The sequence below is a fragment of the Pseudomonas sp. Eqa60 genome, from assembly GCF_018326405.1.
GTDB lineage: Bacteria > Pseudomonadota > Gammaproteobacteria > Pseudomonadales > Pseudomonadaceae > Aquipseudomonas > Aquipseudomonas protegens.
In genome coordinates this window covers 2302767-2328503 of sequence record NZ_AP024342.1, presented here as the reverse complement: position 1 = coordinate 2328503, position 25737 = coordinate 2302767, and the positions used below count along the sequence as shown (strand labels likewise).

At 62.7% G+C, this 25737-nt stretch carries 25 protein-coding genes; 17 read left to right on the top strand and 8 right to left on the bottom strand.

What is annotated here, in order from left to right; translation table 11 throughout:
* Window positions 1–363: 363 nt before the first annotated feature.
* Window positions 364–1188 (bottom strand): arylamine N-acetyltransferase, encoded by an 825-nt coding sequence (locus tag KI242_RS10515; protein WP_011060357.1) that lies wholly within the window; start codon window positions 1186–1188, stop codon window positions 364–366.
* Window positions 1189–1390: 202 nt separating this feature from the next.
* Here KI242_RS10515 and KI242_RS10510 point away from each other — a divergent pair, with 202 nt between their 5' ends.
* Together KI242_RS10510 and KI242_RS10505 are read left to right on the top strand one after the other, a co-directional pair.
* The gene (locus tag KI242_RS10510) at window positions 1391–1966 is read left to right on the top strand and encodes a GNAT family protein (RefSeq protein ID WP_212806089.1); all 576 of its coding nucleotides are present in this window, start codon (window positions 1391–1393) and stop codon (window positions 1964–1966) included.
* A 36-nt stretch (window positions 1967–2002) separates the two neighbouring features.
* Complete coding sequence (locus tag KI242_RS10505; protein WP_174395715.1) at window positions 2003–2524, top strand: GNAT family N-acetyltransferase; 522 nt, start codon at window positions 2003–2005, stop codon at window positions 2522–2524.
* A gap of 3 nt (window positions 2525–2527) precedes the next feature.
* Here the strand turns inward: KI242_RS10505 and KI242_RS10500 are convergent, their stop codons facing one another.
* Both KI242_RS10500 and KI242_RS10495 read right to left on the bottom strand, forming a co-directional pair.
* A complete protein-coding gene (locus tag KI242_RS10500; RefSeq protein WP_011060354.1) occupies window positions 2528–4099 on the bottom strand; it encodes a GGDEF domain-containing protein in 1572 nt (523 codons plus the stop codon).
* Between the two features lie 185 nt (window positions 4100–4284).
* Window positions 4285–5145 (bottom strand): LysR family transcriptional regulator, encoded by an 861-nt coding sequence (locus KI242_RS10495; protein WP_015634881.1) that lies wholly within the window; start codon window positions 5143–5145, stop codon window positions 4285–4287.
* A gap of 97 nt (window positions 5146–5242) precedes the next feature.
* Between KI242_RS10495 and KI242_RS10490 the strand changes: the two genes are divergently transcribed.
* The 12 genes from KI242_RS10490 (at window position 5243) to tal (ending at window position 19865) form a co-directional block, all read left to right on the top strand.
* A complete protein-coding gene (locus KI242_RS10490; protein WP_053157329.1) occupies window positions 5243–5893 on the top strand; it encodes an NAD(P)H-dependent oxidoreductase in 651 nt (216 codons plus the stop codon).
* 282 nt (window positions 5894–6175) lie between these two features.
* Complete coding sequence (locus tag KI242_RS10485; RefSeq protein WP_212806088.1) at window positions 6176–6991, top strand: ABC transporter permease; 816 nt, start codon at window positions 6176–6178, stop codon at window positions 6989–6991.
* Window positions 6981–8255 (top strand): ABC transporter ATP-binding protein, encoded by a 1275-nt coding sequence (locus KI242_RS10480; protein WP_212806087.1) that lies wholly within the window; start codon window positions 6981–6983, stop codon window positions 8253–8255. Before KI242_RS10485 ends, KI242_RS10480 begins: the two co-directional genes overlap by 11 nt.
* Window positions 8252–9628: a polysaccharide pyruvyl transferase family protein gene (locus tag KI242_RS10475; RefSeq protein ID WP_015634878.1), complete on the top strand. Its 1377-nt coding sequence runs from the start codon at window positions 8252–8254 to the stop codon at window positions 9626–9628. Before KI242_RS10480 ends, KI242_RS10475 begins: the two co-directional genes overlap by 4 nt.
* A 5-nt stretch (window positions 9629–9633) precedes the next feature.
* Window positions 9634–10326: a 2OG-Fe(II) oxygenase family protein gene (locus KI242_RS10470; protein ID WP_212806086.1), complete on the top strand. Its 693-nt coding sequence runs from the start codon at window positions 9634–9636 to the stop codon at window positions 10324–10326.
* Entirely contained in the window at window positions 10319–12508 is a 2190-nt protein-coding gene (locus KI242_RS10465; RefSeq protein WP_212806085.1) for a glycosyltransferase, read from the top strand. Before KI242_RS10470 ends, KI242_RS10465 begins: the two co-directional genes overlap by 8 nt.
* 29 nt (window positions 12509–12537) lie before the next feature.
* Window positions 12538–13560 carry a class I SAM-dependent methyltransferase gene (locus tag KI242_RS10460; protein WP_227454141.1) on the top strand — a complete coding sequence of 341 codons (1023 nt, stop codon included), beginning with the start codon at window positions 12538–12540 and terminating at the stop codon, window positions 13558–13560.
* A 25-nt stretch (window positions 13561–13585) separates the two neighbouring features.
* Window positions 13586–15658, top strand: a complete 2073-nt coding sequence (locus tag KI242_RS10455; RefSeq protein WP_212806084.1) for a glycosyltransferase — start codon at window positions 13586–13588, stop codon at window positions 15656–15658.
* Complete coding sequence (locus tag KI242_RS10450) at window positions 15655–16758, top strand: hypothetical protein (protein ID WP_041116977.1); 1104 nt, start codon at window positions 15655–15657, stop codon at window positions 16756–16758. The genes KI242_RS10455 and KI242_RS10450 overlap by 4 nt, the downstream gene beginning before the upstream one ends.
* Window positions 16742–17641, top strand: coding sequence for a glycosyltransferase family 2 protein (locus tag KI242_RS10445; RefSeq protein WP_015634872.1), 900 nt, complete (start codon window positions 16742–16744; stop codon window positions 17639–17641). Before KI242_RS10450 ends, KI242_RS10445 begins: the two co-directional genes overlap by 17 nt.
* Before the next feature lie 118 nt (window positions 17642–17759).
* Window positions 17760–18761 carry a tRNA dihydrouridine(20/20a) synthase DusA gene (gene dusA, locus KI242_RS10440; RefSeq protein WP_047285009.1) on the top strand — a complete coding sequence of 334 codons (1002 nt, stop codon included), beginning with the start codon at window positions 17760–17762 and terminating at the stop codon, window positions 18759–18761.
* A gap of 177 nt (window positions 18762–18938) precedes the next feature.
* Window positions 18939–19865 carry a transaldolase gene (gene tal / locus KI242_RS10435; RefSeq protein ID WP_011060293.1) on the top strand — a complete coding sequence of 309 codons (927 nt, stop codon included), beginning with the start codon at window positions 18939–18941 and terminating at the stop codon, window positions 19863–19865.
* 73 nt (window positions 19866–19938) lie between these two features.
* Here tal and rssC read toward each other — a convergent pair whose 3' ends face one another.
* Together rssC and rssB are read right to left on the bottom strand one after the other, a co-directional pair.
* Complete coding sequence (gene rssC, locus KI242_RS10430; RefSeq protein ID WP_003218919.1) at window positions 19939–20421, bottom strand: anti-sigma factor antagonist RssC; 483 nt, start codon at window positions 20419–20421, stop codon at window positions 19939–19941.
* The gene (gene rssB / locus KI242_RS10425; protein ID WP_026020041.1) at window positions 20418–21602 is read right to left on the bottom strand and encodes a two-component system response regulator RssB; all 1185 of its coding nucleotides are present in this window, start codon (window positions 21600–21602) and stop codon (window positions 20418–20420) included. Before rssB ends, rssC begins: the two co-directional genes overlap by 4 nt.
* Window positions 21603–21878: 276 nt before the next feature.
* Here rssB and KI242_RS10420 point away from each other — a divergent pair, with 276 nt between their 5' ends.
* Window positions 21879–22178 carry a PilZ domain-containing protein gene (locus tag KI242_RS10420; protein ID WP_011060291.1) on the top strand — a complete coding sequence of 100 codons (300 nt, stop codon included), beginning with the start codon at window positions 21879–21881 and terminating at the stop codon, window positions 22176–22178.
* A 65-nt stretch (window positions 22179–22243) separates the two neighbouring features.
* Here the strand turns inward: KI242_RS10420 and KI242_RS10415 are convergent, their stop codons facing one another.
* Entirely contained in the window at window positions 22244–22930 is a 687-nt protein-coding gene (locus KI242_RS10415) for a VacJ family lipoprotein (protein ID WP_011060290.1), read from the bottom strand.
* Between the two features lie 204 nt (window positions 22931–23134).
* On the opposite strand from KI242_RS10415, the gene KI242_RS10410 reads away from it, so the two are divergent.
* A complete protein-coding gene (locus KI242_RS10410) occupies window positions 23135–23755 on the top strand; it encodes a phosphatase (protein ID WP_065363470.1) in 621 nt (206 codons plus the stop codon).
* Between the two features lie 122 nt (window positions 23756–23877).
* A complete protein-coding gene (locus KI242_RS10405; protein ID WP_011060288.1) occupies window positions 23878–24141 on the top strand; it encodes a DUF4404 family protein in 264 nt (87 codons plus the stop codon).
* A 60-nt stretch (window positions 24142–24201) separates the two neighbouring features.
* Here the strand turns inward: KI242_RS10405 and queF are convergent, their stop codons facing one another.
* Window positions 24202–25032, bottom strand: coding sequence for an NADPH-dependent 7-cyano-7-deazaguanine reductase QueF (gene queF / locus KI242_RS10400; protein ID WP_011060287.1), 831 nt, complete (start codon window positions 25030–25032; stop codon window positions 24202–24204).
* 68 nt (window positions 25033–25100) lie between these two features.
* Window positions 25101–25652, bottom strand: a complete 552-nt coding sequence (locus tag KI242_RS10395; RefSeq protein WP_019093682.1) for a cupredoxin family protein — start codon at window positions 25650–25652, stop codon at window positions 25101–25103.
* Between the last annotated feature and the right edge of the window lie 85 nt (window positions 25653–25737).

The following is a 25737-nucleotide window of genomic DNA, read 5'->3' as shown; positions in this document are numbered from 1 at the left end:
AACCCGGGCTATTGCGCGCAAGGCACTCGGATATTGACTCCGTGCCGGCCTGAAAAGGCGGCCCAGAGCCCTCGTTGAAACCAACCCAGGGCCGATCCGCCGCTCTTCAACCGAAGGTTTGAGGGCTGCTCTACTGGTTGAAAAAACAGGATAAAAAAGCCGATCCCATTGCCGGATCGGCTTATCTGCTGCTCGTAGGGTGCGATCCGTTGGCCGGAACCCGGATCTTGTACACATTGGGTGCAACACGGCCCTACCGTTGGCCGGGCCGGCGACGGCAAACGCGGCAACTGCACCTGGACGGCCGTGTCGACAACCGACCGGAACCGCGGACACCGCCTCGCTGTTGGGGAAGCCGTGAAATCAGGCCTCTAGCAACTGCTCGAGAACCCGCGGCAGTTCGGGGTGGGCCGGCAGGCGCAGGGCAAACTCGTCCTGCAACAGGCTCATCAGTTCCCCTGCATCGGTGATCTGCCGCCGCTCGCTGGGCTGCCCCATCCGATGCAGGGCGTAGCTGCCATTGTTCAAGGTGCGGCGTATTCCCGGCCCCATCAGCGCCACCTTCAATTGGCCGAGGAAAGGAGAGTCCGGGTGGGTCGAGACGTACCAGTTACCCATCTCGTAATCCACATCGCCCTGCAGTTGCAGGTCAAAAACGTACATCGCCCGCCATTCATCCATGACCTTGGCGCGCAAGGTGTAGCTGCCTTCGCGCAGGGTGATGCGATACGGCTCGTGGGGCGTTGCCTGTTCTTGCTCGGTATCCAGCAGCAAGGGCGCGGTGGGCACCATGCCGCCAAAGCCGACATCGACGATGTAGCGCTGGCCCTCCAGGTGCACCAGCGCCAGACGGTGGCTGCGAGCGGTCAGCGCATCTTCCGGCGCCCCCATCACCACCCGCCCGGTGATGCCCCGGGCATCGAAACCCAGGTGCTGCAACAGCACCAGGAAGGCCTGGTTGAGTTCATAGCAGTAGCCGCCGCGCCCCTCGTGGAGAATCTTGCGCTCCACCGAGGCCAGGTCGATGGGTACCGGAACCCGCAACAGAGTCGAAAGGCTTTCGAAGGCAAAACGACAGACATGGCGCCATTGCAGCTCCCGCAGGGTTTCCAGGGTCGGCGCTGGCGCCTGTGGGTAGCCCAGTTGCTGCAGGTACAGGTCGAAGTTCATCAGGTGCGGCTGGCTCATGCACAAATCCTTGAAATGAGGGTCGCCCAGGGTCGCGACAGGCCCCGGCAGGTCGGCGTTATGTATAAGCCAGAAGCGGCAAGCCCGGACAATCAATTCGGCTGATATTTTTTATCGCATTGGCCCCGGATTGGCTCTTGCCAAGCGTCGAGGGCGACTCTGTAATAAGCGCCCCGTCGCTCCCGCTGGAGAACTCTGCGCCATGCACTCACTGGAAGGCCCGCGAATCATCCTGCGCCCGTTGCAACGCAGTGATGCCGACGCCCTGGTCAACGCCGCCCGGGACGGTGAGCTGTGGAACCTGCCTTTCACCGTAGTGCCCTCCCCCGACACCGTCGAACGCTACCTCGACGTGGCGCTCGAGGGCCGTGATGCCGGTAGCGTACTGCCGTTCGCTACCGTGCTCAGGAGCACGGGCGAAGTCATCGGCTGCACGCGTTTCTGGAAGATCGACCGGCACAACCGCAAGCTGGAGATCGGCAGCACCTGGATCGCCAGCCGCTGGCAGCGCAGCTTCGTCAACACCGAGGCCAAGTACCTGATGCTGTGCCATGCCTTTGACGACATGAACTGCGTGCGGGTGCAGTTCACGACCGACGAGATCAATCACACGTCCCGCGCGGCGATCCTGCGCCTCGGTGCCCAACAGGAAGGCATAGTGCGACACGAGCGCATCATGCCCGACGGACGCAAGCGCAATTCCGTGCGCTTCAGCATCATCGACGACGAGTGGCCCTCCGTGCGCCAGCGTCTGCAACAACGCCTCAGCCAAGCCTGAGGCCTCACCCTTACAAGCCCCCACAAGGATGTAGCCATGCCCGTCGATTTCACCCTACGCCCAGCCCAGCGCGAGGACGCGCTGTGCATCAGTGGCCTGGCCACCCAGGTCTTTCTCGACACCTATGCCACCGACGGCATGCGCAGCGACCTGGCCGAGGAAGCCCTGAGCGTCTACGCCCCGGAACAGTTCCGCCAGCGCCTTGAGGATCCCCACAGAAACCTGTTGCTGGCCGAGCGTAACGGGCACCTGCTGGGCTTCGCGGAAATCGCCCGCAACACCCGGCCGCCGCTTGCCGGCCTGGCCGATGGGATGGAGCTGGTGCGCCTGTACGTGCAGCGCCATGCCCATCGGCAAGGCGTTGGCCAGGCGCTGCTGCAACAGGTGGAAGAACGGCTGCAAGCCAGCGACAGGCCCTGCCTGTGGCTCGCCGTCTGGGCACAGAACCACAGGGCGCAGGCCTTCTATCAGGCCCAGGGCTACGTCTGCGCCGGTAGCACCGCCTACGAGTTTGGCGGCAACGCCTACGCCAACCAGGTGTTCTGCAAGCGCTGGTAGCCGTCAGCGATCGGAGCGCTGCAACGGCTCCCCCACATGGTCCGCCGCCAGCGCCATGGCCCGATTGCGGCCCGTGGCCTTGGCTTGATACAGGGCCGCATCGGCCCTTTCGATAAACATCTCGATGCTGTCGCGGCCCGTCGGCACGAAGGCGTAGCAGCCCAGGCTGACCGTCACGCAGCCCACCGGTGAGCCGGAATGGGCGATGTTGCGCTGCATGACACTGCGGCGAATCTGCTCGGCCATGGCCAGCGCGCCATGAATGTCGGTGTCGGGCAGCAACACCGCAAACTCTTCGCCACCATAGCGCACGGCCAGGTCAGCCTTGCGCTGGCAGCAGCCCTTGAGCGCCTGGGCCACCTCGGTCAGGCAGTGATCGCCCGCCACATGCCCGTAGGTATCGTTGTAGCGCTTGAAATAGTCGATATCGACCATGACCAGGCTCAACGGGCTGCGTTGCCGCGCACCACGGCCAAACTCCACGGTCAGGGCGCGCTCGAACAAGCGGCGGTTGGCCAGGCCGGTGAGGCTGTCATGGGTGGCGATCACCTCCAGGGCCTCCTGGGCCTCGCGCAGATCTGCCTCGATCCGCTCGTTGTTGCGCACCTGCTGCACGAAGACCCAGCCGAACAGGCCGACCCCCAGCAGCACCAGGGCGACGATGGCCGTGGACTGGTAGGCCGAGGCATACCAGCCCTTGAGCACCGAGTCCTTGGAGTTGGCCGCGGCCACCACCAGGGGATAGGCCTGCAACTGCCGATAGCCGTACAGGCGCGTCACCCCATCAACAATCGAGGTGATCATGGCGTTGCCGGTGGTGGCCTCGGGCAAGTACTTGCTGAAGATCTCGCCGCGGGCCAGGGAAGCACCGATCTGCCGCTCTTCGAACGGCCGCCGCGCAATCAGCGTACCGTCGGACAGGGCAAGGAACATGGCGCCCTGCTCGTCGATGTTGAAACTGGTGAAGAACTGATCGAAATACGCCAGTTTGATGCCCGCCATCAGCACCCCCTGGAAATTCCCCTGGCTATCGTTGAGCCGCCGCGAGATGGGAATGATCCATTCGCCATTGGCCCGGCTGCGGATGGCCGGGCTGATGTGAGCCAGCAACGAAGCATTCTGCTGATGGAAACGAAAGTAGTCGCGGTCTGCCACATCGTTGCCATGGGGCGAATCACCAAAGGAACTGACCACCCACTGACCGTCCCGGTCATAGAGAAATACCCCGCTGAGCTGGGTCAGGGCCTGCACCCGCCGGGCGAATATGCCCTGCAAGCGGGGCTGCTGTTCAGGGCCATCGCCCAGGGCCTGGATCCATTCGGACAGGCTCATCAGCACCAGGTCGGCTTCCATGAAAGTGTCTTCGGCCTGCTGGGCGATGGCCCGGGTCAGGTTGGTGGAATTGACTTCCGCCTGCATCAGGTCGTGACGCCAGGACTGTTCCAGTTGCAGGTACAACAGCCCGCACAGGCACAGAAACACGGTTGCGATGAAGGCCACCGCGGCCTTGAGCAGCGGCAAACGCTTCAGGGTTCCGCCAGGGGGATGATGAGGATCGTAGATGGGAACAGGCAAAAGGGTCGTCCTGACGGGAGTGGCCTGGGCTACAGGGCGGGTCCCTGGTTGTTTTCGAGACTGGCTGAACGGCCAGCGCCCTGCACAGTATAGGTTTTCTGGCCGCTGACCCGGGCCGGGAGCTCAGGCAGCAACCTTGAACGACCCGGCTCCACCCTGGGGTTATCGGCCACCGCGAGCAATGCTTAAAGTGCCGATCGACGGCTCGAGCAATATTCGACAAACACCTCGGAAAGCGCCGCCAGCACAGTCTGGTCCGCTTCGGGCGCGGTGAACAGACGGTACTGCGCATCCGGCAACGGTGGCAAACCGTATTCCTCCCCCAGGGCACACAGCCCTGCCCCCAACTGGCTGGCCGCCATGGGTGCTATGGCGAACCCGGACAGCACGGCGGCGCGCAGGGCCCAATTGCTGCTGCAAAGCATAACCGTGCGCTGGGCAATGCCGGCCTGGGCCAGCCGGCCCAGGGCCGCGGCCCGGTAGGGGCAAGGCTCGGGAAACAGCGCCAGGGGCAAGGGGTCGGGCAAGAGCCCGGCAGGTTGCACCAGCCCGGCCCAGACCAGCGGTTCGGACCAGAGCAGGCGGCCAGGCTCGGCAGTTTCGCACAGCGAGCCCACCACCAATTGCAAATTGCCCTGGGCCAGCAGATCCAGCAGCGTACCGGGAATGCCAACCTGCACATCGAGCCGGATACCTGGGTAGCGCCCGGCAAAATCCTGCAGCGCACGCAGCAGCCGGGGGTCGGCAAAATCCTCGGACAGGCCCACCCCCACGCGCCCGTGGAACGGCACCCGGGTCAGTTCGGTCCAGGCGTCGCGATTCAACGCCAGGATCGCCCGGGCATAGGCCATCAACCGCTCGCCATCGGCAGTCAGCTGCTGCGAGCGGGTGGTGCGCTGGAGCAGCGGCTTGCCGACCTGCTGTTCCAGGCGCCGCAGGTGGCCGCTGACCGCGGACTGGGTCAGGTGCAGCTTGAGGGCCGCACGGCTGAACCCTTGTTCATCGACAACAGCAACAAAGGTGCGCAATAGCAGGGCATCGAACATATTTCAGAATGAAATCAATAAGGATTGAATCGACAATTTATATTTAAAAACAAGCTATGTTGCAATGACGGTCATCCCAACCCCAAGAGATTCGTCCATGACCCGGCTCCTGCACATTCAATGCTCGCCCCGCCTGCGCCGCTCCGCCTCCCTGGAAATCGCCCACGGCTTCATCCAGAGCTACCGACAGCAACGGCCGGACACCGAGGTCACCACCCTGGACCTGTGGAGCCTCGATTTGCCGGAACTCGATCAGACGGCCATGGACGCCAAATATGCGCAACTGGCCGGCCAGCCCCTGGGCAATGCCGAACAGCGGGCCTGGGCCCGGCTCCAGGCGCTGGCAGAGCCGCTGCACCAGGCCGACCTGTTGGTGCTTTCCATACCCCTGTGGAACTTCAGCATTCCCTACAAGCTCAAGCACTTCATCGACCTGGTTTCCCACCAGGGCATCCTCTTCAGCTTCGACCCCGAGAACGGCCTGCAAGGCCTGCTGCGCAACAAGACGGCGGTGGCGGCCTACGCCCGGGGCCTGGACTTTTCTTCCCGCTCCAGCACACCAGCGCCGGCATTCGATTTCCAGAAGCCCTATATAGAGGCCTGGCTGAATTTCATCGGGATTGCCAACCAGCACTCGCTGATCGTGGAAAAGACCATCCTCGGCCCGGACATCGACCAGGCCTCGCGACAGGCGGCCGCCGAGCAGGCACAGGCCCTGGCGCAGCAACTGGCGGCCCGCCAGTACTGAACCATACCCGGGCCGGCGCCGCGCAGGAGCCTGCCCGCCAGGCCCACCCTGCTCTTTACCGCCGAGCCCAGGCATCCGCAGTGAGTATTACCCTCGCGGGGGTCTTGCCACTTATCCGGCTGCGCCCGCCGCTCATCAAAAAAAGCTGTAACGACACCTTCACTTCCTGCATTTCGGGTCTATAAACAATTCACAAAATCCTTCGCTTCGAATCACCACCCGTTCACCCATGCCCTTGTCGAGCATGGGGTGGTGCTGGAAGCTGGCCCCAAGGAGCGGGAGTTGACCGGAAGTACCACGCTGCACCGTTTCACCTTCAGGCCCTGGCGTCATCGCGAGCTGCTGCGGGCACTGATCGAACGCGAAGTGACAGGCCGCTACCGCGGCTCGATTGCCGGCCTGCTCTGGTCCTTTCTCAACCCCTTGCTCATGTTGCTGGTGTACACCTTCGTGTTCAGCGTGGTGTTCAAGGTGCGTTGGGGAACCGACAACGACTCGAACACCCAGTTCGCCCTGCTGGTGTTCACCGGGATGATGGTCTTCAACCTGTTCTCCGAATGCCTCACCCGAGCCCCCGGGCTGATCCTGAGCCACGCCAACTATGTGAAGAAGGTGGTGTTCCCCCTGGACATGCTGCCCTGCGTGATGCTCGGGGCGGTGCTGTTCCACACGCTGGTGAGCTTTGCCGTCTGGCTGCTGTTCCACCTCCTGGCCTTCGGCCTGCCGCCGCCCACCGCTCTGCTGTTTCCCCTGGTGCTGCTGCCCCTGGTGCTGTTCACCCTCGGGCTGTCCTGGGTCCTCGCCTCCCTGGGGGTCTACCTGCGGGATGTTGGCCAGGTCATCGGTGTACTGATGTCGGCCCTGCTGCTGATGTCGGCGGTGTTCTATCCGCTGAGCGCCCTGCCTGAGGCCTACCGGCACTGGCTCTACCTGAACCCCTTGACCCTGGTGATCGAGTCCTCCCGCGACGTGCTGATCTGGGGCGTGGTGCCCGATCTCGGCCTGTGGCTGATAGAGCTGAGCGTCGCGCTCGGCGTGGCCTTCCTGGGATGGGCGTGGTTCGAAAAAACCCGCCCGGGGTTCGCCGATGTGCTCTGAACTGGCGATCAAGGCCCAGGGCCTGGGCAAGTGCTACCCGATCTACGACCAGCCCCGCGACCGCCTGCTGCAACTGCTGCTGCCCCGCGGCAAGCAGCGCTATCGCGAATTCTGGGCCTTGAAGGACGTTGCGCTGGAAGTGCGCAAGGGCGAAACCCTGGGCATCATCGGCCGCAACGGCAGCGGCAAGTCGACCTTGCTGCAACTGATCTGCGGCACCAGCACCGCCTCCACGGGCAGCGTGACCAGCCATGGGCGGATCGCCGCCCTGCTGGAGCTGGGCTCGGGGTTCAATCCCGAGTTCAGCGGCCGCGAGAACGTCTACCTCAACGGTGCGGTATTGGGCCTCAAACGCGCGGAGATCGAGGCGCGTTTCGACGAAATTACCGCCTTCGCCAACATCGGCGAATTCATCGACCAGCCCACCAGGACCTATTCCAGCGGCATGCTGGTGCGCCTGGCCTTTGCCGTTTCGGTGTGCGTGGAGCCGGATATCCTGATCGTCGACGAAGCCCTGGCCGTCGGCGATGCCTCCTTCCAGTTCAAGTGCCTGGAACGCCTGGAGCGCCTGACCCGACAAGGCATGACCCTGCTGTTCGTGTCCCATGACATGAGCATGGTCAAGCGCTTCTGCAACCGCGCCCTCTACCTGCGCGACGGCGAAATCCGCGCCAGCGGTGCACCGGAGGCGATGGCCGAGCTGTACCTGCTGGACATGCGTGACGAACAGCGCCGCTGGGCCAGCGCGGGCGCCGTCCAGGTCAGCGCCAAGACACCGCTCAACCCGGAGCACGGCATGGCCTTCGGCACCCCTGAAGGGCGGATCACCTCAGCCGTGTTCAGCAATACCGGGGCGCTGTACTCAAGCTTTGCCCACGGCGACATGATCGAAATCGCCATCGATGCCCAAGTCAGCGACGCCATTGCCCGCCCCAACATCAGCCTGACCATCCAGGAAGCCCGGCTGCTGGTGGTCAGCGGGGTCAACGTCGCCCTGCAATGCGGCGAGTCCCGGCAAGGCTGGCGCAGCGCCTCGGTGTGCCTGCGATTCGCCGCCAACCTGGCGGCCGGGCGCTACCACATCACGCTCAAGCTGATGAATGGCGAAACGGAAGAAACCTCCCACCTGATTGAAAAACAGGTGGCCCTCCTGGCGTTCGACACCTTGCCGGGCAACAAGCACTTCCTGGGAATCGTCGACTTGCACATCGAACCTGTCACCCGCCCATCGCAGCAGCTCCTGGCAGTCGAGGAGCGTTCATGAGCGACAAGCAATGGCAAGTCGCGATCTTCGGTACCTTCGATGTAGCCAACTACGGCGACCTGCTGTTCCCCCTCATTGCCGAAGCAGCATTGCAGGCGCGCCTGGGCAAGGTGCGCCTGCACGCGTTCTCCTATCACTCGCGCAGCACGCCGCAATGGCCCTACCCCGTCACCTCGGTCAGTGAACTACCCCAGCTCATCGATAGCCTGGACGCAGTGCTGATCGGCGGCGGCTTCATCATTCGCTTCGACAAGGTCATCGCTGCCGACTACTACCCGCCCGACCCGCAGATCCATCACCCCACCGGGTACTGGCTGTCGCCTGCGCTGATGGCCCTGCAACACAATGTGCCGCTGATCTGGAACGCCCCCGGCATGCACTGCAACCCGATTCCATCCTGGGCGGCCCCGCTGGTCAGGCTGACCCTGGAGCAAAGCCCCCACGTCCGGGTGCGCGATGCCCTGTCTGCAAACACCCTGTCCGCGCTGAGCGAGCAGGCCCAGGTCGAGGTACTGCCGGATACCGCCTTTGGCCTGCCCAGCCTGATCGACCGGCAGCAACCCTCGGCGGCCTATCGCCAACTCTGTGCCCAGGCCGGCCTGACCGGGCCCTATCTGGTGGTGCATGCGATTGCCGGCCTGGAGAGCTTTCTCCAGCTATGGAAAACCCACAACGCGCTGTTCAGCCAGTGGCAGCTGCTGCTGTTGCCCATCGGCCCGGTGCTCGGGGACCATGAGTCGATTCTCGGGGCCGACCTGCCACGGGCCGTGCGCCTGCCGGCCTGGCCAGAGCCACTGCTACTGGCGGAGATCCTGGCCCAGGCCCAGGGCGTCATCGGCCACAGCTATCACCTGGCGATCACCGCCCTGGCCTTCGGCGTACCGGCCTTCTGTTCGGCCAACCTGAACCAGGGCAAGTACACCGCCTTGCGCGCATACCGCGGGATCCGCCCCCTGCCCGCCGAACAGCCCATCGATCCCCAATGGTTCCTGCAACACCTGAGCGAAACGGGGCCCTGCCCCGAGGTGATCGCCGCGCAAGAACAAGTGCAGCGCCATTGGGACCGGGTAGCCGAACTGATCGCCCAGGGCCCGCGCTCCACCAGCCAGGCGCTGAACCGCTTCTGGCAGGCCCTGCCCGGCCTGCTGGAGGCCCCCCTCCCGGACTGTCGCGAGGCAATCCTGAGCAAACAGGCCGAACTGGATGCGCTGAAAATCCAGGTACAGCAGTTGACGCTACTACGCCGCCACCAAACGGAACTCACCAGTCGGGTCGATGCCGAGCTGGGTCGAATCCATCGTTCCAACTCCTATCGCCTCACCGCGCCGTTACGCTCCCTGCGGCGCCGCCTGCAACATTTATTGGGAAGATGAATACGATGCTGAATCTGCCAATGCTGACCAGAGCCCCCTTGCACACTCAGCCCTTTCGCTGGGGGCGGATCACCGAACTGTATTCGCCCGCGGACGCCGCGGCCCTGGTAGCGACCTATCCCCGTGACTCCTTCAAGACGGTGTCCGGCTATGGCGGAGAAAAGGACTACGAGTACCAGGCGCGGCAACTGGTGGAAATGGGCACCGGGCGCATTATCCACGAGCAGCACCTGAGCCCGGCCTGGCGCAGGCTGGCCAGCGAGTTGACCGCACCGGACTATCGCCTGGCGATGTCGACGCTCACCGACATGGACCTCAGAAACGCTCCCATGGAGGTCAATGTCTTCCACTACGGGCCGCAGGCCTGCCTCGGCCCGCACCCGGACCTGGGCGACAAGCTGGTGACCCATATCCTGTACTTCAACGATTCCTGGAACATCGAGGACGGTGGCTGCCTGAATATCCTGGGCTCTGCCGACCCCACGGATGTGGTCGCGGTGATCCCGCCCCTGGTGGGCACATCGGCAGTACTGGTACGCGCCGAGAACTCCTGGCATGCGGTGACGCAGGTGGTAGCCAATTGCCGGACTTCACGGCGCAGCATGACCGTGACCTTCTACCGGCCCGGCTCCCTCAGCTCAATGTGGCCAAGTGGCGACCAGAGCCCACTGCACAACTATGAGCCCGCTCATGACTAAGTCCCACTCGCAGGACCAGGAGTCGACCCGGCTGCGGCTCGAGCACGCACAGGCCATCCTTCAGCGCGATGCCGCCCTGGCGCATATCGAACATATGCGGCGCTCGCGTTCCTGGCGCCTGACCCGCCCCCTGCGCATGCTGATGCAACTGCTGCGGCACGGGGTGATCAACGACGAGAGCGAGTACCCGACTCACCTGCCCTCTCTCGTCCAGCCTCTGCCAGCTTCCACCCCCTTGGAGCCCGATATCGTGGAGGACTCAGCACCCGGCTCTGCTGCTCAGCATTTTGACCTGCTGTGCTTTGCCAATATCGACTGGTCCGCCAGGTTCCAGCGACCACAGCAACTGATGACGCAGTTCGCTATCCAGGGTTATCGGGTGTTCTACATTATCCTTTCGCCGCTACCCGCGGCAGAGCGGCCCTATGCGGTGCACCCAGTCGCTCCCGGGGTCTTCGAAGTCACCCTGCGCGGGCTTGCACGGCAGGACTACTACGCCACCTGCATCACCGAAGGCAACCTGCGCGCCAATGCCGAGGCGTTGCAGGCCCTGGTGAGCGACTACCGGATCAAGACGGCGGTGTCGGTGGTTCACCTGCCCTATTGGACGCGCCTGGCCCTGCACCTGCGCAAGGCATACGGCTGGCCCGTGCAATACGACTGCATGGACGAATGGCAGGACTTCCCGAACATCGGTCAGCCCTTGCTGGACCAGGAACAGGTACTGGTGAAGCAGGCTGATCTGGTAACCGTCACCGCCTCCGTGCTGTACGACAAATGGGCCAGTACCAGCCGTCGCTGCCAGTTGGTTAGAAACGGGGTGGACTTCGACTTCTTTGCCCGATGCTGTACACCCAATACTCTGCTGGAGGAGCTTCAAGGCCCGATCATCGGCTTCTATGGTGCCCTGGCCGAATGGGTCGATTTTGAGCTGGTGGCGGCCATCGCCCGGCAACGACCAGAGTGGAATCTGGTGCTCATTGGCGATGTGTTCGTCCGTGACCTGGCCGGCCTCGACCGCTTGCCCAATGTGCACCTGCTGGGCCGCAAGCCTTACTCGCAGATGCCGCAATACCTGTACCACTTCGATGTCTGCATCATTCCTTTTCGCCTCTACAACGTGACCCACGCGGTGGATCCGGTGAAGTTCTACGAGTTCATCAGCGCCGGCAAACCCGTGGTCGCAGTGCCGCTGCTGGAGATGCAGATCTACGAGCCTTACCTGTATTTCGCCGACGGGCCGTCTGCCTTTGTCACGCAGATCGAAAGAGCCCTCGGGGAAACCGATCTGCAGCGCTGGGACCAACGGCTGGCACTGGCCAGGGAAAACGATTGGCGGCAACGCTTCGAAGACACGCGCGATGCGCTGGTCGAACTGTTTCCGAAGGTCTCGGTAATCATCGTCACCTACAACAATGTGCAGCTGACCCGCGGCTGCATCGACAGCCTGCTGCGCAATTGCGCCTACCCGAACCTGCAACTGATCATCGTCGACAACGCCTCGCAGGACTCCACCCGCAACTACCTGCGCTACCTGGCCCGCAGCGAACCCAATGTGAGCATCGTGCTCAACGAACAGAACCTGGGTTTCGCCGCCGCCAACAACCAGGGCCTGCGCCTTGCGCAGGGCCACTACCTGGTCCTGCTCAACAACGACACCGTGGTGCCCAAGGGCTGGCTCGCGCCCCTGCTGCGCCACCTCGACGACCCGGAGGTGGGGTTGGTGGGGCCGACCACCAATGCGGTGGGCAACGAGGCCCGGGTCAGCATCGACTACCAGGACCTCGACGACATGGAGGACTTCGCCGACCGGCGCGCCAGCCAGTACCGCGGGCGCTGCTTCGACATCCCGATGCTGGCCATGTTTTGCGTAGCGATGCGCCGCGAAGTGCTGGATCAGGTGGGCTGGCTGGATGAAGCCTTTGGCATCGGCATGTTCGAAGACGACGACTACAGCCGGCGAGTCCAGGCCGCCGGCTTGCGCACCGTATGCGCCGAGGACAGCTACATCCACCACTACGGCCAGGCCTCGTTCAAGGCCCTTATCGCCAGCGGCGAATACCAGCGGTTATGGGACAAGAACCAGGCCTACTTCGAAAGCAAGTGGGGGCCCTGGCAACCCCATCGCCAAGTACGCCGCAGAGCGAACGCCGACGCCACGGGAATGAAGCTCACCGACTGAATCTGCAGCCCGATACACCCACAAGGAAGATGCCGAACGTGCTGAAAAAAATAATTCAACAGCTCAGTGGTCGGGCAGTCGCAGCCCATGTTCCCCCGGACGACATGAGCGAGGAGCAGCGCAAGGCGCAGACCGCCGAGCACTGGTCACAGAACCAGGCCGGCTCGGATGCGTTTTCTGCGGATGTCTACTGGCTGGCAGTGCCTGCGGTGCAACAACGCCATCAGCAAAAGGCCACGGCCGGCAGCGGTCATGCTCACTGGGTACCCTATTGCCTGAACACCTTTCTGGCGGGCCGGTTACCGGTGCAGCGTATGCTGAGCATCGGCTGCGGCACCGGTACCCTGGAACGCGAGCTCTACAAACTCCAGGCCTTCCAGGACTGCGACGCCGTGGATATCGCCCCGGCGGCGCTGGACACCGCCCGGGCAGAAGCGGCGGCGCTGGGGGCCCGGACCCTGCACTACAGCCTTACCGACGTCGAGCGGGTGCAACTGCCCAGCGCTCATTACGACGCCGTCTGGTTCAACGGTTCACTGCATCACATTCGCCAATTGGAAAAGGTCTGCGCCAATGTCCGCCAGGCCTTGAAGGCGGACGGCTGGCTGTTCTTCAACGAGTATGTCGGCGCCAATCACTTTGCCTTTGACCAGGCCCAGTGCGCAGCCATCAGCCATGCCTTCGCCCTGATTCCCCCGGCCATGCGCCGCTCTTTCGTCCAGGGTTCCTACGGTCAGGTGCAGAACAACGTACCGCTCCCTGATCCACAAGAGGTGGTGAAGGTTGATCCGTCCGAGGCGGTGCGCTCCCAGGACATCCTCAAGGTGGTGGAACAGCACTTCCAGATCCAGGCCCTCAACACCTGCGGCGGCACCCTGCTGCAATTTCTGCTGCATGGCATCGCCGGCAATTTCAAGGCCGATGATCCCCAAGCGATGCGGGTGCTGCGGATGCTGTTCGACATCGAAGACGGGCTGATCGAGTCGGGCACCCTGAACAGCGATTTCGTGATCGTTGCCGCGACCCCGAAACAGTCGGAGTCCGTGCCTTGACTCGCTCTGTATCCGGGGCGCGACAATGAGCACCGCCCTGTTCCAGCGCTGGCGCCGCGTCTATCACCGCCTGCCGCTGCCTTACCTGCTGAAAGCCTTGATCCGGCGCCTGTATCACGGCGTGCTGGGACCTGGCTGGCGGGCCCTGCGTCGGCATCAGCGGGCCGCCAAGAGTTTCGTACCCGCTTGTAGCGTGCTACCGGCGCCCGACCCGCAATGGCCGGATTACGTGGTCTGGGGTGCCATCGACTGGGATTTCCGCCAGCAGCGTCCCCAGCACCTGGCCCGCGGCTTGAGCACCAGCGGACGCCGGGTTTTCTATGTCTCGGCCAGCCTGGAGGACGACGCTCGCGACGGTTTTACCTTGCGCCCGCTGGATGACCGAGGGCGGCTGTTCGAAGTGCGGCTGTTTGCACGCACAGCCCCGCTCCTCTACCACGCTGCCCCGCAAGAGGCCGTGGTCCAGCAGTTGCGTCGCAGCATCGGCGAGTTATTGAGCTGGGCCCATTCGAGCCAGGTGATCTCCCTGGTCCAGCACCCGTTCTGGGCCCCCGTGGCCGGGGCGCTGCCGGCCAGCCGCCTGGTCTATGACTGCATGGACGACCATCAGGGCTTCGGCAACAATGCCCCGGACCTGCTGCAACTGGAGCATGAGCTGCTGCGCGAGGCCGATATCACGCTGTTTGCCTCGGCGTGGCTGGAACGCCACTGGAGTCGGCACTGCCCACCTGCAAGCACCGTGCAACGCGCCGTATTGCGTAATGCCGCCGACTTCACCTATTTTTCCAAGCCCCCGGCCCAGTGTTATCAGGACCCGCAAGGCCGTCCCGTGATCGGCTACTACGGCGCGCTCGCCCAGTGGTTCGATGTGGATCTGCTGGCCGCCATCGCCGAAGCCTTCAGGCACTGCACGATCCTGCTGATAGGCGCAGATACCGGGCGGGTTGGTGCGCGCCTGCAGCGCCATGCCAACGTCAGGCTGACCGGTGAAATCCCCTACGCACAGCTGTCCGCCTACCTGCAGGCCTTCGATGTCTGCATCCTGCCGTTTCGCATCGAGGCACTGACCCTGGCCACCAACCCGGTCAAGGTCTACGAATACCTGAGTGCCGGCAAGCCGGTGGTGGCGGTGGATCTGCCCGAGCTGCAGGAGTTCGGCCAGCAGGTATCCATTGCCAGGGATACCCCCTCCTTTATCGAAGCCATCGCCCAGGCGTTGCAGGAACCTGCCTGCGACAGCACTTCCCGCCAGCGCCAGGAATTCGCCGCACAACAGACTTGGGAGCACCGGGTAGAACAGTTGAAGGCCCTGGTTGAAGGCGAGCAAACCGGGCCCCTGATCAGCGTGATAGTAGTGACCTACAACAACCTGGCATTGACCCGCGCCTGCCTGGCCAGCCTGGCCGCCGATGCTCTGGGCCGCAATCTGGAGATCATTGTCGTCGACAATGCCTCCACCGACGGCAGCGTCGAATTCCTTCGGCAGTGGGCCAGCGACAGCGCTCACTCGCTCATCCTCAACCTCGGCAACCTGGGTTTCTCCGCGGCCAACAATCAGGGCCTGGCCCGGGCTCGGGGCGAGTTCCTGGTCTTGCTCAACAACGACACCGAGGTCACCACTGGCTGGGCGCAGACCCTGCGCCGCCATCTGCAACGCAACCCGGGGCTCGGCCTGATCGGGCCGGTAACCAACAACATCGGCAACGAAGCGAAGATCGAGATCAGCTACCGCAGCCTCGAGGAGATGCCTGGCCGCGCCCGCCAATACACCTGGCGCCATGCCGGCCAGGTGGTGCCCTGCGCCACCCTCGGTTTCTTCGCGGTCATGATGCCCAGGTCGACCTATGAGCGCGTCGGGCCCCTGGATGAAGCCTTCGGTCTGGGCTTTTTCGAAGACGACGACTATTGCCGCCGGGTCGAGCAAGCAGGGCTGTCCTGCGCCTTTGCCGAAGACGTGTTCATTCATCACCATCTTTCTGCCTCGTTCAGCCAGATGCCCGGCAGCCAGCGCCAACAACTGTTTGAGCGCAACAAGGCCCTGTACGAGGCGAAATGGGGCCGACCCTGGACTCCCCACACCGCCAGGGAGCCATCATGAGACTGGTCTATCTGTCACCGGTCAGCTGGCACAGCTTCGCGCAACGCCCCCATGAACTGGTGCGCCAGTTCCACGCGGCCACCCAGGCCCCCGTGCTGTGGGTCGAACCCTATCCCACGCGCTTGCCGGTACTGGCCGACTTGCTTACCCGCCCGCCATACCAGGGCCCGACCGTCCCCGTGCCGGACTGGCTGACCCTGGCCAGGCCCCGGGCCCTGCCCATAGAGCCCCTGCCCGGCTCGGGCTGGGTCAATCGCCTGTTCTGGCAGGAGCTCAAGCAACAGATCCGCCATTTTGCCCAGGCACCGACCCAGCTCGGCATCGGCAAACCCTCGAGGCTGGCCCTGCAACTGCTGCAGGAACCGATCTTCGCCGGCAGTTTCTATGACGTCATGGACAACGTACCAGCGTTCTATCGCGGCTGGTCGCGCCGTGCCATGCACCGGCGCCAGCATCAGACCGCCCGGGCTGTGGTCACCGCCCTGGCCTCGTGCACGACTTTGCAGCGCTACTGGCAACGGCAACAGGTCGATACCCGGCTGCTGCTCAATGGTTGCGCCAGCGAACGCCTGCCCGCCCTGCCCCTGTCCCGGCGCGCAGCACATGGAACACGGCCGGTGTTCGGCTACATCGGCACCCTCGCCAAGTGGTTCGACTGGGAATTCGTGCTTGCCCTGGCCGCGGCCTTTCCCGGGGCCGAGGTACGCCTGATCGGCCCCCAGCACGGACCTTCGCCCAGGGCACTGCCGGACAATATCCGGTGCTTGCCGGCGCTGTCCCACGAGGCCGCGCTGCAAGCCATGGCCGAGTTCGATGTCGGCCTGATCCCGTTCAAGTGCAACGACATCACCCGCTACGTCGACCCGATCAAATATTACGAGTACCGGGCCCTGGGCTTGCCAGTGGTCAGCACCGCATTCGGCGAAATGGGCACCAGGCGCCATCTTCCGGGAGTGTTTCTCAGCGACAGCCTCGACGACATCTCCCGAGTGATCCACCAGGCGCTGACGTTTACCGAGCCCCTGGCCGAGACCTTGAAGTTCCGCGAAGCCAACTCCTGGGCAAAACGCTTCGAGGGGGCCCATGCCGCGTTCCTGTGATGTGGTGGTGGTCAACTACAACGCCGGCCTTCTGCTGGAGGACTGCGTGATCTCGGTGCTGGCCCAGGACATCAACCGGCTGGTGCTGGTAGACAATGCCTCCCATGACGGCAGCCTGGAGCAGGTTGCCACCCGGTTCGCTGCCGATGAACGCCTGCTCATCCTGCGCAACCCAAGCAACACCGGCTTCGCCGCGGCCTGCAACCTAGGCGCCAGTCACTGCGAGCAGCCACACATCCTGTTCCTCAACCCCGACACCGTATTGCAACCGGGCGCCTTGCAAGGAATGATCGACGCCCTGCGCCACACCCACGATCTGGGCATGGCAGGTGGCCTGCTGTGCAACTTCGACGGCAGCGAACAGCCCGGTGGACGTCGGGTCTTCCCCACCCCACGGCGAGCAGTAGTACGCGCCCTTAACCTGTCGGGCCTGGCCTGGCTCTCGCCGCGACTGTTCTCCGACTTTCTTCTGCACCGCGAGCCCCTGCCCAGCCGTCCGACGCAGGTAGAAGCCATTTCCGGCGCCTGCATGCTGGTCAAGCGCAAAGCCCTGGACAGCGTCGGCGGCTGGGACGAAGGCTACTTCCTGCACTGCGAGGACCTGGACCTGTGCATGCGCTTTCGCCAGGAAGGCTGGAAAGTCTGCTTCGTACCCCAGGCCAGGATCTTTCACGCCTGGGGCGCCTGCAGCCGCACCCGCCCGGTGTTCGTCGAATGGCACAAGCACCGGGGCATGATCCGCTTCTATGGCAAGTTTTTTCGTGAGGACTATCCCCGGGTCCTCTCCTGGAGCATCTGCGCGGGTGTCTGGCTACGATTCAGTTTCGTGGTGGGCTACCACTGGCTGGCGCAGCTGGGACGGATGCTCGGACAACCTCGCTAGTCCGGCAATGGCTCAGAGCACAACGTCGGCGTGGCACTTCCTGATAAACTGCGCCAATTCGTCACCCCGACAACCGCCATGACCACAGGCGGTTGCCCCGCAAAGCGACAAACATCCCATGCCCTTTACCGCTTCAAGCCCTTCCCGTTCAGAACCTTCCCGGCGCTTCAGTGTGGCGCCGATGATGGATTGGACGGACCGTCACTGCCGATTCTTCCTGCGCCTACTGTCCAAACACACCTTGCTCTACACCGAAATGGTCACCACGGGTGCGCTGCTCAATGGTGATCACGAGCGCTTCCTGCGCTACCACCCGTCCGAGCACCCTCTGGCGTTGCAACTGGGGGGCAGCACGCCGGCGGATCTCGCGGCGTGCGCGCGCATGGCCCAGGAGCATGGCTACGATGAGGTCAACCTCAACGTCGGTTGCCCCAGCGACCGGGTGCAGAACAACATGATCGGTGCCTGCCTGATGGGCCATCCGGCGCTGGTGGCCGATTGCGTGAAAGCCATGCGCGATGCGGTGTCGATTCCCGTGACGGTCAAGCATCGGATCGGTATCAACGGGCGCGACAGTTATGCCGAGCTATGCGATTTCGTCGGCCAGGTCATGGAAGCCGGGTGCAGCAGCTTTACCGTGCACGCACGAATCGCCATTCTCGAAGGCCTCTCGCCCAAGGAGAACCGGGACATTCCCCCGCTGCGCTACGACGTGGCGGCGCAATTGAAGGCGGATTTCCCACAGCTGGAAATCATCCTCAACGGTGGGATCAAGACCCTCGAGGCCTGTCATGAACATCTGCAGACTTTCGATGGGGTGATGCTGGGCCGTGAGGCCTATCACAACCCCTATCTGCTGGCCGAGGTAGACCAGCAGCTGTTTGGCAGCACTGAGCCGGTGATTTCCCGGGCCGAGGCGCTGGCCCGGTTGCGCCCCTATATTGCCGAGCACCTGGCTGCCGGTGGCGCCATGCACCACATCACGCGCCATGTCCTAGGGCTGGGCACGGGCTTCCCCGGTGCTCGCAAGTTCCGCCAGCTGTTGTCGGTGGATATCCACAAGACCCAGGATCCGCTGGCCCTGCTGGATCAGGCCGGGCAGTTGCTGGAAGGACGTTAAGCGTCGGCCGGGTTGAACCTGGCCGGGCTTTTGGCATCGTATCTACTGGACAGTGCCCCAGCATTCAAACGACTGTTTTCAGGTCACGGACTTTGGGGCCGTAGTTAGCATTCCGCGCCCTTGAGCGCCTGACAGCGCTCGGGTAATGTCGTCAGACCCATAGGACAGAGCACGCTCATGACTTCCAAGCTGGAACAACTGAAGAAAATCACCACCGTAGTGGCCGATACCGGTGACTTCGACGCCATCGCCCGGGTCAAGCCGGTGGATGCCACCACCAACCCTTCGCTGCTGCTCAAGGCTGCGGCCATCCCGGGTTATGCCGATCTGCTGAATGCCTGCGTCAACGACTGCAAAGGCGATGTCGGCCTGGCCAGCGACCGTTTCGGCGTGGCTGTCGGCCAGGAGATTCTCAAGGTCATTCCGGGCCGTATTTCCACTGAGGTGGATGCCCGCCTGTCGTTCGATACCGAAGCCATGCTCAAGCGCGCCCATCGGCTGATCGAGCTGTATGACAAGGCCGGCATCGGCCGTGATCGGGTGCTGATCAAGATCGCCTCTACCTGGGAAGGCATACGCGCCGCCGAAAAGCTGGAGCGCGAAGGCATCCAGACCAACCTCACCCTGCTGTTTTCCTTCGCCCAGGCCGTGGCCTGCGCCGAAGCCGGGGTGTTTCTGATTTCGCCATTCGTAGGGCGGATCTACGACTGGTACAAGAAGGCTACCGGCAACGACTATCAGGGCGCTGACGATCCGGGCGTGCAGTCGGTTACCCGCATCTACAACTACTACAAGGCCAATGACTACAAGACCGTGGTCATGGGGGCAAGCTTCCGCAACCTCAACCAGATCGAGCAACTGGCCGGCTGCGATCGCCTGACCATCAGCCCGGATCTGATTGAGAAGCTGGCCGCCGACACCGGCAAGCTGGAACGCAAGCTGAGCCCGGGCAAGACCGGTGAAGCTCGCCAGAGCCTGAACGAAGCACAGTTCCGCTGGGCTTCCAACGAAGACGCCATGGCCACCGAAAAGCTGGCTGAAGGCATCCGCCAGTTCGCCCGTGACCAGGAAAAGCTCGAAGCCCTGCTGGCTGCCAAGCTCTGATCGCTTCGCGTCAACGCAAAAAGGGCGAACCCTCACAAGTTCGCCCTTTTTTGTGCGCTCGCGTTTCAGTCGATCAGTGACGCTCCAGGGCATTCACCAGATCGTGAAAGGCTTCACGGTTGGAGTCATTAAGGCCCATGAGTATCTTGTGCGCCTCCAGGACCTTGACCCGTACCACTTCTTCCGACTGGTCCTGGGACGGCAGGTCGGTCAGGCATTCCGGACAGGGAATCGGGCGATCGACGATGTTGAACACTTGATCGAAGCCCATGGACTGCAACAGCCTGGTAATGTCTTCGTGGGTGGTGACGACGGTGGGCAACAGACCGACTTTCTGCCGCGACAGGATCGAGAGCTTGGCCAGCAGGCCCAGGGTGGTGCTGTCGATGCTGCGGGTTTCTGTCAGATCGATCACGATCGCCGAAAAATTCAGCGCGGTGAAAATCCGCTCAATAGTCGCATCCAGCGCCGAACACAGGGTCAGGCGCACTTCACCGACGAACTTCAGGACGAAGGTGCCATCCTGCTCGGCGAACTGGATTCTACCGGTACTCATTGAAGGTTCCTGCTCAACACTAACAGGGCGATATCATCCGGCATCTCCCCTAGCGTGGCCAATCCAAAAACTTGCCGCAAGCCATCCAGGCTGCCGCCCGCTGCCCTCACCCGTTCGGGCAAGGCTGCTTCTTTCTCTTTGAGTGTAGGCTCGGGCAAAAGGTCCAGGATGCCATCGGACATCAGCGTCAGGCTGAACACCGGCGGCAGCTCCAGAATGTGGTCTTCGTAGGTGGCCTCGTTGAACAGGCCCACCGGCAAACCACGCCCTTCCAGATAACGCACACTGTCGGGGGTGTACAACACCGGCAACGGCAAGTGCCCGCCAATGCTATAGGTCAACAAGCCAGTCTCCTCGTCGATGACTCCACCGACCATCGTGACGTGTTTGCCCAGCTTACAACTGATCAGGCCACGGTTGATATGGCCTAGCACTTCCGAAGGCTTGAACTCCGGCAAGGTGCCATTGCGCTTGGACTCGAACAGCAAACGGGTGGTCATGAACTTCAACAGCACGGTGACAAAGGCCGACGACGCACCATGACCGGAAACATCCGCCAGGTAGAAGGCCACCCGGCGCTCGTCGACACGGAAATAGTCGACAAAATCACCCGACAGGTACAACGACGGGATGATCTGGTGGGCAAAGTTGAATTCGTCAATCGACCAGGGGCTGGTCGGCAGCATGTTCATCTGCACCTGTCGACCGGCGTTCTGGTCTTCCTGGAGCAGATTGAGGCTGGCTTCGAGCTCGCGGTTCGCGGCTTCAAGCTTCTCTCTGTAACGCTGGTTTTCCAGCAACAGGCGAGCACGATCCAGGGCGCGGCGCACCGAGTGCTCGAGCACAGCCAGATCTTCCAGCGGCTTGATCAGGTAGTCCGCCGCGCCTAGGCGCAGGGCTTCAACCGCATCGTTCATGACGCCCGCACCCGAAACCACGATCACCGGGGTTTGCGGGGACAGTTCGGTCACTTGACGGATAAGCTCGAGACCGCCCATCTGCGGCATGCGCAGATCGCAGATCACCAGATCGGGGTTGTCGCGCTCGAATACCTGAAGACCCTGCTGGCCGTTAGCGGCCTGCAGTACGCTGAAGCCACTGTCTTCCAAATAGGCCGCGAGGCTCGCGCGCACTACTTCGTCGTCATCGATTATCAGCAGCGTGGCACTGGTTTTTTGCATGTGGGCAAACGGCGCCAGAATTAGGTTGGCGTAGGTGCTCTGGCCTGGGGCCTGAGGCACGCTACTGGATTCGCTTTCTAGCCACTCTGCAAGCCCGGCCAGGACCTTGAGCCCTGCACGCCCGACCATCAGAGGTGCCCTTCTAAGGCGCAGACGGTACTCCCATCCGCGGGGCGTTTCAAGCTCATGCCGATGGTCGCCTGACGTCTTTACACCGCAAATCACCGGGAGTTATAAAAACCGCTAAAACCGCAACTCAATCGCAGGATGGAACCCATGAACCAAAACCAGCGTGACTACAGCGAAAAGCGCGATTACATCCGCATGCGGGTGGATGCAGAGGTCACGCTGATCCATCAGGGGCAGGTGATCGAAGCGGTCTGCATCGATCTTTCCAGCAGCGGCATGCAGGTTCAGGCACCACGTTCGTTCCAGGTCGGCGATCAGTTGAGTGTACGTATCGACTCAGAGCACGCAGCCCTCAGGGGGCTGGAAGCAGAGACAGAAGTGGTATGGGTCAACCCACAAGAAGGTGGCGGCCAGAAACTTGGACTTACAATCCTTAAAATGAAGTAAAGATTCCAACCCATGAAAAAGGCGGCCATCAGGCCGCCTTTTCAGTTTGTGCAGGACAGTCGAGCTTAGAAGTCGTCTTCGACCTTGCCGTCCTTGATCTTGAATTCGCGATTCTGCAGGTAGGCATTGCGAATGAAGGTGTATTTGTCACCGCGAATCAGCTTGTCCGCCGAGAGCAGGCTGGCACGGGTATCGACGACATCCACACCCATGGTGATGTTGCGCGCGGGGATGTCATTCATGTAGCGGTAGGGTTCGGTGTAGCTGTCGACATACTTGGCCGGCGCATCACGCAGGGTGCTTGGCCCCAGCAACGGCAGCATCACGTAGGGACCGCTGCCCACGCCCCAATGACCGAGGGTCTGGCCGAAGTCTTCGTCATTGCGCTGCAGGCCCATCTTGGTACCGACATCAAAGAAGCCCGCCAGGCCCAGGGTGGTGTTCATCAACAGTCGCGCAGTGTCGACACCGGCAGCACCAGGTTTGGCCTGGAGGATGTCATTGGCGAGGTTGCCGACATCACCGATGTTGCGAAACATGTTGTGGATGCCATCTTCCAGAAACTGCGGAGTGACGGCCTGATAGCCCTGTGCCAGAGGCTTCAGGGCATAAGTATCCAGCGTATCGTTGAAGGTGAAGATGGGACGGTTGATGCTTTCCCATGGATCATCTTCGGCCGCCTGGGCAACCAGGGGAGCCAGCGTCACACCGGCACTCATACATAGTGGAACTAGATAACGGCTCCAGCGCATAGCAGGAAACTCCTTCGATTGTTCTCTCGTGGGGCTATGCCCTGAGGATAAGTTCAGGAGTATAAAGCGGATATGCCGGTTTAGGCAGCATCACCGCAAACCGTCTTCAGTCAGGGTTCAGCCAACCTTGCTGCCATTCACCGTACTGTCACCTGCATGTCATGTTCTGCCGCTAGCCTCCAAGGGTATTTCAAGGACGCTGACATGCCCCACGCCGACGCCTCAGTGCAACCCGCCCGCCCATTGACTGCCGTACTCTTCGGCCTCAGTGGCTGCCTGGTGGATTTCGGCGCGCGGATGCGCCAGCAAGCCACGGACAAACCTGATCCGGAGCAAGCCCAAGCCACACCTGGCGCACTGGAAACGCTGCGGCGCCTGCATCAGCAAGGCATCCCCTGCGCCTGGCTGGAGCAGCTGCTCCCCGCCAGTAGCCGCCAATTGGCTGCCGTCCTGCCGGACTGGATCAAGCCGGCACCTCACTCCCCCGCCCCCTGGCCCGCACCCGATGCCTGCTGGCAGGCGCTGATGGCGCTCAACGTCAAAGGCATCGACGGCTGTGTCTTGGTCAGCGGCGAACCCCAACTGCTGCAGTCGGGCCTCAATGCCGGCCTCTGGACCATCGGCCTGGCCTCTTGCGGCTCCCTGTGCGGCATGACCCCCAGCGAATGGCAGGCCCTGAGCCAGCAGGAACGGGAATTCAAGCGTGGCAAGGCCACGGTGCAGCTCTTCGGCCTGGGGGTGCATTCGGTCATCGACCATCTGGGGGAGTTGAACACCTGCCTGGCGGACATCGAACTGCGCCGGCTCAAGGGTGAAAAACCCTGACATAAGCCTGTTGATCAGGATCATGCACAGCGCCTGGGAGTGGATTACTCTAAGCCGTGGGCATGGACCTTTGACTCGACAGCGCGGTCCATCCCTGTGCCTATCAATAAAGGGAGAACGCCATGCCTGCCCGCGAACTGCAAGAACAACTCGACACCCTGCGCGAGCAATTGGAACAGAACCCACCGCTTTCCGAAGCCGAGCGCAACAATCTGCAAGAGCTGATGCAGCAGATCGAACTGCAACTCAAACTGGAGACCGGCACCCAGGACGCCAGCCTCGCCGACGGCGTCAACCTGGCCGTGGAACGCTTCGAACTGGAGCACCCGGCGATTGCCGGAACCCTGCGCAATATCGTCCAGACCCTGGGCAACATCGGCATCTGAGCAACCCCCGGTAGCCAACCCCACAAAGCAAAGCCCCGCTCTCGGAGCGGGGCTTTGCTTTTACTGGCGTACCAACCGGTGATTGGCGAAATCCGCGGTTTCGGTACTGCGGTAAGGGTTGATATCCAGCCCACCGCGGCGCACATAACGCGCATACACGGTGAGTCTCTCCGGCTTGAGCAAGCGTTGCAGGTCGAGAAAGATCCGCTCCACGCACTGTTCGTGAAAGTCCGAGTGCTGGCGGAAGCTCACCAGATAGGCCAGCAGGCTGGCGTGATCCAGAGCCGCGCCCCGGTATTGCACCACCACGCTGCCCCAGTCCGGCTGGCTGGTTACCGGGCAGTTGGACTTGAGCAGATGACTGTGCACGCTCTCCTCCACCACGCGCGAAGCATCGCAGCGCAGCAGTTCGGGGCGCGGGTGCTCATAGCTATCGACACTGATATCCAGATCATCGATACACACCCCAGGCAGCGCCACCACGCCTTCGGCCTCGACCTCCTGCAGGCTGCGGATCCGCACGCCTACCGGCTTGCCGGCAGCAGCCGACAGATCAGTGCGCAAGGTGGCCTCAAGGGTCGCCCGATCATCGAACGGCGTCTGGTTCAGCGAATTGAGATACAGCTTGAACGACTTGGATTCGATGATGTTCGGCGAATCGGCGGGAATGCTGAACTCACCGATAGCCACTACCGGCTTGCCCGACGGCAGCAGCCAGGACAACTCGAAGCAGTTCCAGTAGTCCACGCCCTTATAAGGAAGGGTATCGGCACTCAAGCCCAGCTCGGCCCATTTTGCCGCCCGGGGAATCGGGAACAGCAAGGACGGGGTGTAAGTGGAGACGTATTCACTGGACTTGCCCAGCGGCGAATGTTCGGCTGCGGGATGCATGGCGGAAACCTGACTGAAGAATCAGCGGATTCTATCAGCCTTTGCTCCCGCCTTTGAGCCCCGGATGCCTATGGGGTGACCGTCAGCTTGCCCACCATCCCGGCCTGGTAGTGCCCGGGAATGTTGCAGGCGAACTCCAGGTTGCCGCTCTTGCTGAAGGTCCAGGTCAGTTCCGCCTGCTTGCCCGGCTCCACCAGCACGCTGTTGGGATCGTCATGCTGCATGCCATGGTCCATGCCTGCCATCGAGCCGTGGCCCATGGCTCCATGATCCATCGCCTTCATGCCGGTCGGGGTGAGCATGCCGCTCTGCTGCATCTTGAGCATTTCCTGCTGGTGCTCGGCATGCATGGCCGCGTTGCCCAGATTGAACTCGTGCAGCAACTGCCCCTTGTTGATCAGCACGAATCGCACCGTCTCGCCGGCCTTGATCTCCAGGGCCTTGGGATTGAACGACATGTCCCCCATCACCACCTCGACACTGCGAGTGGCCTTGGCCGCAGGCGCCGGCTGGCCAAAATCGTAGGACCCGGCCGGCGAGGCCCAGAGCGGTGCGCTCAACAGCATCAGGCAGCCCCCCAGGATCGACCGGCTTCGCCACAACAGGTTTTGCATACTCATCATCAGACTCCAACAAGATCGGGATTCAGCCTGTGGCACACTCTAGAGCCCTGCCGCTGCCAGCCAGCTGACATGCAGATTACAA